General features: G+C 38.5%; 5 protein-coding genes. 4 read left to right on the forward strand and 1 reads right to left on the reverse strand.

The window, feature by feature from the left end:
- The first annotated feature begins 137 nt into the window (after window positions 1-137).
- Window positions 138-1,421 (forward strand): FHA domain-containing serine/threonine-protein kinase, encoded by a 1,284-nt coding sequence (locus tag A3775_RS03095; protein WP_066381768.1) that lies wholly within the window; start codon window positions 138-140, stop codon window positions 1,419-1,421.
- A gap of 58 nt (window positions 1,422-1,479) precedes the next feature.
- Here A3775_RS03095 and A3775_RS03100 read toward each other — a convergent pair whose 3' ends face one another.
- Complete coding sequence (locus tag A3775_RS03100; protein ID WP_066381657.1) at window positions 1,480-1,698, reverse strand: DUF4327 family protein; 219 nt, start codon at window positions 1,696-1,698, stop codon at window positions 1,480-1,482.
- Window positions 1,699-2,452: 754 nt separating this feature from the next.
- Between A3775_RS03100 and A3775_RS03105 the strand changes: the two genes are divergently transcribed.
- The 3 genes from A3775_RS03105 (at window position 2,453) to A3775_RS03120 (ending at window position 7,811) form a co-directional block, all read left to right on the forward strand.
- Window positions 2,453-2,860 carry a tetratricopeptide repeat protein gene (locus tag A3775_RS03105; protein ID WP_066381660.1) on the forward strand — a complete coding sequence of 136 codons (408 nt, stop codon included), beginning with the start codon at window positions 2,453-2,455 and terminating at the stop codon, window positions 2,858-2,860.
- A gap of 250 nt (window positions 2,861-3,110) precedes the next feature.
- Window positions 3,111-7,070: an FkbM family methyltransferase gene (locus A3775_RS24880; protein ID WP_231866929.1), complete on the forward strand. Its 3,960-nt coding sequence runs from the start codon at window positions 3,111-3,113 to the stop codon at window positions 7,068-7,070.
- Between the two features lie 108 nt (window positions 7,071-7,178).
- Window positions 7,179-7,811 (forward strand): transposase, encoded by a 633-nt coding sequence (locus tag A3775_RS03120; protein WP_066381661.1) that lies wholly within the window; start codon window positions 7,179-7,181, stop codon window positions 7,809-7,811.
- Window positions 7,812-7,982 lie beyond the last annotated feature (171 nt).

Here is a 7,982-nt window from a genome sequence, read left to right on the forward strand (position 1 = left end):
ATTTTTAGCCAGAATTATTGACTTTTGAGTTGTTTGATGGCCTATGCCCCATGACGGCAGTCCGCTCAAGTCAGGAAACCCGCCGACGTGGCTACCTCCCCCATGCCCTAATCCCTAATTATTATCCAGGTTGTATTGTGGTTACTCTGACCTTGTTAGAACCGCAACAAAAAACACCCCTGAAACAGTGGTGCTTTGAAAATTCCGCAGTGATTCGGATTGGTCGCGCTGCGGATAATCATGTTGTGTTAACTGATACTTTGGTTTCCCGCCATCATCTGGAAATTCGGCAAGTAAGTTCTGCTAAGAATGGTGCGGCGTGGCAGGTGTTTAGTAAAGGTACGAACGGCACTTTTCTCAATGGTGTGCTGGTAATTCAGAGTTCTTTGCCGGATAATTCTCTGTTGCAATTAGCACAGGGAGGGCCAATTTTACAATTTCAAATTCAGGAGGCGACAGCACCAGATAATTCGCGATCGCCTACGGTGGGCGGTACGTCGGAAAATATGATTGTACCAGTCACCTCACAAAGATCCAATTCTGCGCCCAGTTGCACCCATGAAGGTAATTCTCCGGGAAATCTATTTTGTATCCACTGCGGACAACCGCTTACGGTACAGCAGACGATTCGCTATTACCAAGTTTTGCGGACTTTGGGACAGGGAGGGATGGGTACTACCTATCTAGCTTGGGATGCTGCCGGGTTGATTGCTAGACAGCCGCAATTATTGGTGTTGAAGCAAATGAATGCTGATATGGCGAAAATTGCCAAGGCTCAGGAGTTGTTTGAGCGAGAGGCGAATACTCTCAAATCCCTGAATCATCCAGGAATTCCTAAGTATTATGATTTTTTTGTGGAAGGTGGTAAGAAATACTTGGCAATGGAGTTAGTGCATGGGCAGGATTTGGAAAAACGCATCTATACTAATGGCCCTGTGACACCCCAGCAAGCGATCGCCTGGATGATTCAAACCTGCGATATTCTCGACTATCTGCATAGCCAAGAACCGCCACTAATTCACCGTGATATTAAACCCGCCAACTTAATGGTGCGGAATGGGAATAATCAAATAGTGGTGCTGGATTTTGGCGCGGTGAAGGAAATTGGCACAACGCCGGGGACGCGCATTGGTGCTGAAGGTTATTGTGCGCCGGAACAGGAACGAGGACAACCTTTAACACAATCTGATTTATATGCGATCGGCCCCACCTTAATTTTTCTGATCACTGGAGAAAACCCTTTTAAGTTTTATCGCCAAAAAGGGCGAGGTTTCCGCTTCGATGTCAGCAAAATTCCGACTTTGACACCACAGTTGCGGGAGATTATTGAGAAAGTGACAGAACCAGTACCGCGCGATCGCTTCCAGTCAGCAAAGGAATTAGCCGCCGCCTTAGCAGCTTGTCAAACAAGGCAATGGTGATTGGGGACTGGGGATTGGGGATTGGGGCATTAATAATTCTCCCTCATCTCCCCAGTCCCTAATCTTCATCCCAAGCTTCCACGTCTAGCAATTCGCTAACTGGATCTTGCATACTGAAACCAAAATCTAGCAGTTCCTGTTTCCAGTGCTGCCAATCATTGCCATAAAGCAGCGCAATCTTCCAAATGCTATCAGTCGGCTTGATAATATTCGATTCTACGAGTGATTGCACATTACGCTGCAATTTCACCATTGGGTGAATTACTTGCTGAGTCATAACCTCGATTCAATTCAAAATTTTATTGGGTAAATGCTTAATCAAAACTGCTTTCCGTTTTGCAACTGTCAACAATGCGTAGAGTGTGTATTTGGCAAAGCGAGTCTTAACTTTTTCAATATACCATAACAAACTCTATTAAGTTGCGACCAAATTCGGTTCTGTACGGTAATTACTCCACAAAACTCAAATCTCACCAAGTATACATGGTGATTGCTCAACTTAGAAAACAGTCCCCCTCAAGGTTGCAGTAACAGCACCGTGGGAGAAATCCTAAAAACTTATGGTTTATATTTACCGGAATCTGTGCAATTGCTAAAAATGCCATAAATTAACGGCTGATTGAAGATTTTTAAACTACAGTTAGGGAATTTTTACTCTGTAGGTTCAAACCTTATCTACAATAACGCAAACCTCTAGAATTAAATCAAGTTATCGTAAATCTTAATATATTTTTAATCTTTCTCTAGAGATTAAGCAGACATATAGCAGTCGGCGATCTCCTTATTCCCTACTGATCCTCAAATGGTAGATACTTACGTATATTGTTACTTTTGCTTAAGTGTTTGATTACAGCTATTGTGAAGTGCTGGTTTAGATGTGGTAGTTGGTGCATAGTTAACATATCTTGATGTTGAGTCTGATAGCAGCATAAAAAATTTTTGGTTTAGGTGTTAGTTTCTGTGAAGTAATGGGTAATCTCTTAACTAGAAGCTTGTTGTAACTAAGTATTTACCACAACCCAGATAAAAATATGGCTAGTTCAGGTGAAGACTATTTTGTTGTCCGTAAAAGGCAGATTGAACGGAAGAAACGAATTTTAACAATAGTTTCGATTGTTTCTTTCGTGGGTTCAACAGCATTTGCAGCCATTCCAGCTATACAACGCGCTATCCAGAGTCCTGCGTCAGTAAATACAACTACATCGGCTGAGTCTTCCTTGCAACAACAAGCCAAGGGTTACGAATTAGTTTTACAGCGAGAACCAGATAATCAAAGCGCGTTGGAGAAATTGGCTATTATGCGGTTAAAGTTAGGAGATACTCAAGGAGCAATGGAACTTATGGAGAGGTTGGTTAAATTGCATCCTGAACGACAGGATTATAAGACTGTGTTTGCGGATGTGAAGAAAAGAATGGGGGAGAGTCAGAGCGATCGCTAGCTCACCAGTAGATAGATTTAGCTCAATATCAAACTATCTTGGTTCAGATTTAGACATAATAAGTGCCAATCGAAATAAATTTACATAAATATTTATATTTTCTCAGAGAGAAGTGACCAAAAGGTTGTTATTAGGGTGCCACAATTGACTGATTTAAATTAGACAAGAATAAAAATTGACAAAAATGATTTTTAAATTTGAAAAATAACTAAAAAAAGATTGTTACTAAAAATAAACGTAGAGATTAATTATGAAACAGTTTATTTCCTATGCCCAAAATTTTGAGGATGTTTTACTAAATAGAATATTTAAAAATAAATTGCAAGGTTTCTATATTGATGTAGGAGCATTACATCCAACTGTTGATTCAGTAACCAAAGCTTTTTATGATCGTGGATGGTCAGGAATAAATATTGAGCCAATACAAGAATACTATAATTTATTTCAAAAAGAACGCTCAAGAGATATTAACCTGAATATTGCCATAAGTAATTCAGAAGAAACATTAGAGTTTTTTCAATTAGTAGGACAGCCAGGAAACTCTACTTTAAATAAGGCAATAGCTTATGCAATTGCCAAAGAAAAAGGTTTAGAAGTTTCTCAATATACGGTTGCTGTCAAGACTTTAGAAGCAGTATGCAAAGAATATGTCAACAAAAAGATTGATTTTATCAAAATTGATGTTGAAGGATTAGAAGAACAAGTTATTTTAGGTGCTAATTGGGAAAAGTTTAGACCAACAGTATTAGTCATAGAAACGACTATACCAAATACTAATATTCGCGTTGACAATAATATTCCTGTATTATTACAATCTCAAGGTTATCAGCACGTTTTTTTTGATGGAATTAATGATTATTACATAGCAGAAGAGTCAAGCGATTTGGCAAAACATTTTTTATTCCCTGTTAATGTTTTAGATTTTTATGTAGACTACAGATTAATTGAACAACAAAGAAAAATAAATGAATTAAACAGAATATTAAATTCAATGAATCATTCAATCCCAACACTGGAAACAAATCAAGTTAATATAGAAAATTTAAATTTAGTCAAGCCAATTATTATAATTGATGCTGTATTTTTCCAACTATATCAAACAGGAATTGCTAGAGTTTGGCGAAGTCTGCTGCAACAATGGGCAAAGACTGGCTTTGCTAATCATATCTTAGTCTTAGATCGAGGTAACACAGCACCTAAATTTAATGGTATTTGCTATCGTACTATTCCCCCTTACGACTATAACAATGCAGAAGCTGATAAACAGATGCTTCAACAAATATGCGATGAAGTAGGAGCAGACTTATTTATTTCTTCATACTACACAACATCAATTACAACACCTTCTGTATTCATGGCTTATGACATGATTCCAGAAATAATGGGGTGGGATATGAATAATCCCATGTGGAGAGAAAAGCATCAAGGTATTCAGCACGCTTCTTCATATATAGCAATTTCCGCACATACAGCGCGTGACCTTGTAGGCTGTTTTCCAGATATATCGATAGATGCTATTACTGTAGCTCATTGTGGAGTTGATGCTACTTTTGCACCTGCAAAGTTTGAAGACATTAATATTTTTAAAACTAAATATGGCATTAGTAAACCTTACTTCTTATTAGTTGGTGGTGGGGCTGGTTATAAGAACAGTATTTTATTCTTCCAGGCTTTTTCGCAACTTGCTAGTAGCTATGGATTTGATATTATTTGCACGGGTAGCGGCGGTATATTAGCACCTGAATTTAGAGAACATACTTCAGGTAGTGCTGTCTATATGTTACAACTCAGTGATGAAGAGTTAGCAATAGCTTATTCTGGTGCTATAGCTTTAGTTTATCCTTCTAAATATGAAGGTTTTGGAATGCCGATAATTGAAGCGATGGCTTGTGGTTGTCCGGTGATTACTTGTCCTAATGCTTCAATTCCAGAAGTGGCAGGAGAAGCTGCAATATATATTAATGACGATGATGTAGATGGTTTAGCAAATGCGCTTTGTGATGTACAAAAACCTAGTCTTCGTCAATCATTAATTACTGCGGGTTTAGCCCAAGCACAAAAGTTTTCTTGGTCGAAAATGGCAGATATTGTCAGTTCTGCTTTAATTGATGCTACTCTTCTATCATTAAATCTAAAACAGGTTAATTTCATTATCTTCCCTGATTGGTCAGCATCGGAAGAGTCAATCAGTTTAGAGTTAGCACAAGTAATTAGGACACTAGCAACTTCTCCTGATAGTTGCAAGACTACTTTACTAATTGATACTACTAATATTTCTGGGGAAGATGCTGAACTATTGCTGTCTAGTGTCACCATGACTCTTCTGATGGAAGAAGATTTAGATATTACTGATGGCTTAGAAATTTCTCTGGTGGTAAATTTGGCTGATATCCAGTGGAAAGCTTTACTACCTCGTATTCATGGCCGAATTTGTTTGGAACATGAAAATCAACAAGCACTCATTCAAGTTAAAGCAGAAACCTTGTCAAGCTACACACTAGAAAGTTTGAACCAGGCGCAAGAAGAAAAGTTTTTTTTTAACTTGAGCCAAAAACTATATAGTGAGGGCAGATGGCAAGAAGCGATCGCTGCATATCAACAAGTGATAAAATTACACCAAGATAGTGCAGATATTTACTGGAATTTAAGCCAGTGTTACAGACAGTTAAACCTACTAGATGAGTATTTTCAAACTCTAGAGCAAGGAATTGAAAATTACCCTACAGATGGTAGGCTACACTTTACATTAATTATTGACTTGCGGCGCAATGGGCGTACTCAGGCAGCAATTAACTGTGCTGAGAAGGCTTGTCAATGTTTACCTGATGATTATACGTTTAAAATTCTGAAATATCTCACAGTTCCGACTATTTATAACACTCAAGAAGAGATAGGAATTTATCGCCAACGCTATAGTCAAGGGTTGCAAAATTTAATTCAAGAAACATCTCTCAACACCATTGCAGAAAAACAGAATGCTTTAACAGGTATTAGTAGGCTGACAAACTTCTACCTATCTTATCAGGCACAAAATGATAGAGATTTACAACGTCAATACGGAAAGTTAATACATGAGATTATGGCAGCTAACTTTCCCCAATGGGTTGTACCTTTATCTATGCCAAAAGTCCAACCTGATCAAAAAATTCGTATTGGCTACGCTTCCCATTATCTACATTCTTATAGTGGTACACTGTGGTTAACTGGTTGGTTAAAATACTGCGAACGCCACAATTTTGAAATCTACTGTTATTACACAGGTAATGAACCAGATGCAGTGACAGAAAAATTTAGGGAATATAGTGATTTCTTCTATCACATTCCTCTCAATTTGTCTGCTGCTTGTGAACAAATAATTTCTGATAATTTACACATTTTAGTGTATCCAGAAATCGGCATGAATCCCCACACTATGCTGATGGCAGCTTTACGACTTGCGCCAGTGCAATGTGTTGCTTGGGGACATCCGGTAACAACTGGTTTACCGACAATTGATTACTTTTTATCTAGCGAATTAATGGAAGCAGACAATGCTGAAGAACATTATGCAGAAAAATTAATTCGCTTACCTAATATTGGTGTTTCTTACCCAAAACCCTACATTCCACCAGTGGTTAAAAGTCGCACCGATTTTGGCTTGTCAGATGATGCTGTTCTTTATTTATGCTGTCAAGCACCGTTTAAATATTTACCACAATATGATTTTATTTTTGCAGAAATAGCGGCTCGTGTACCGCAAGCTAAATTTATCTTTTTGCGTGGTACGCTGCTTCAAGAACGCCTACAGCGAGCTTTTGCGGCTGTGGGGCTGGAATTTCAAGATTATTGTGTATTTTTAAATATTCCAGAACGGCTCGACTATCTGATGATTAACTTACTGTCAGATGTGTATCTAGATACTTTTACTTGGTCTGGTGGTAATACTACCTTAGAAGCGATCGCTTGTAATCTCCCCGTGGTAACTTGTCCAGGGGAATTTATGCGGGGTCGTCATTCTGATAGTTTCTTAAAAATGTTGGGAGTGACAGATACTATTGCTAAAAATGAAGTGGAATACATTGAAATTGCTGTCAAATTAGCACAAGATGCAGCTTGGCGACGCGATATTTCAGAACGAATGAGTCAAAATCACGACAGATTATTTGATGATCAAGTTTGTGTCTCTGGGTTGGAAGAGTTTTATAAAAAGGTTGTGGGGTTAGGTTCGTAGTAAGCACGAAGAGTGCTGTTTTCATTATGAGGACTAAAGTCCTCTCTGCGAGACGCTACGCGAACACTACGAACAAAATTTTTCAAGACTTCAGTGCTTTAAAAATATATGTATGAATATGGTAAGCTTACACCACGACAAAAAGCAGAATTAGTTGAACAACGCTTGAGTCGTGGTTATCCTCCTCATGCACCGCCACATCCTATAAAAGATAGAAGACTTTATTTGTTGACTGCGGCTTGTTATGAACATAAGTGTTATATGCACTGTCAATCTCGTCGTCAGCAATTGCTAAAGATGATATTTGATAGATTTGGTGAGAGTGGAGGTGAAGAAGACAGTGCTGAAGCACTTACTACGAACATCACGATTTCTGCTTGGGTTGTTTTACCTAATCATTATCATTTATTGCTTCAGGTTGTAAATTTTGATGTCTTAAGTGAGTTATTTCGTAAGATACATGGTTTGACTTCACGCCAATGGAATATTGAGGATAATATAACTAAGCGAAAAGTTTGGTATTCTTGGAGCGATCGCGCAATTCGCACTGAAAGACATTACTACACAACTCTTAACTATATTCATTACAACCCAGTCAAACATGGTTTAGTAACATCTCCTTATGACTGGGTTGAAAGTAGTGTTCACTGGTATTTACAAGTTTATGGCCGAGAATGGTTACGCGATTGTTGGGTTAAATATCCAGTGCGAGATTATGGCAAAGATTGGGATGATTCCTAATGTTTGTAATGTTTGTAGTGAGGGCTTCAGCCCTCAACATTTCTCAGGGCTAGAGCCGCTTACTACGAACCTCAACTTACGATTCCATCGCAGTGATGTTTTTTGTTTGTAGTGAGGGCTTCAGCCCTCAACATTTCTCAGGGCTAGAGCCGCTTACTACGAACCTCAACT

The organism is Anabaena sp. 4-3, from assembly GCF_001597745.1.
In the GTDB taxonomy this organism is placed as follows: Bacteria; Cyanobacteriota; Cyanobacteriia; order Cyanobacteriales; family Nostocaceae; genus Trichormus.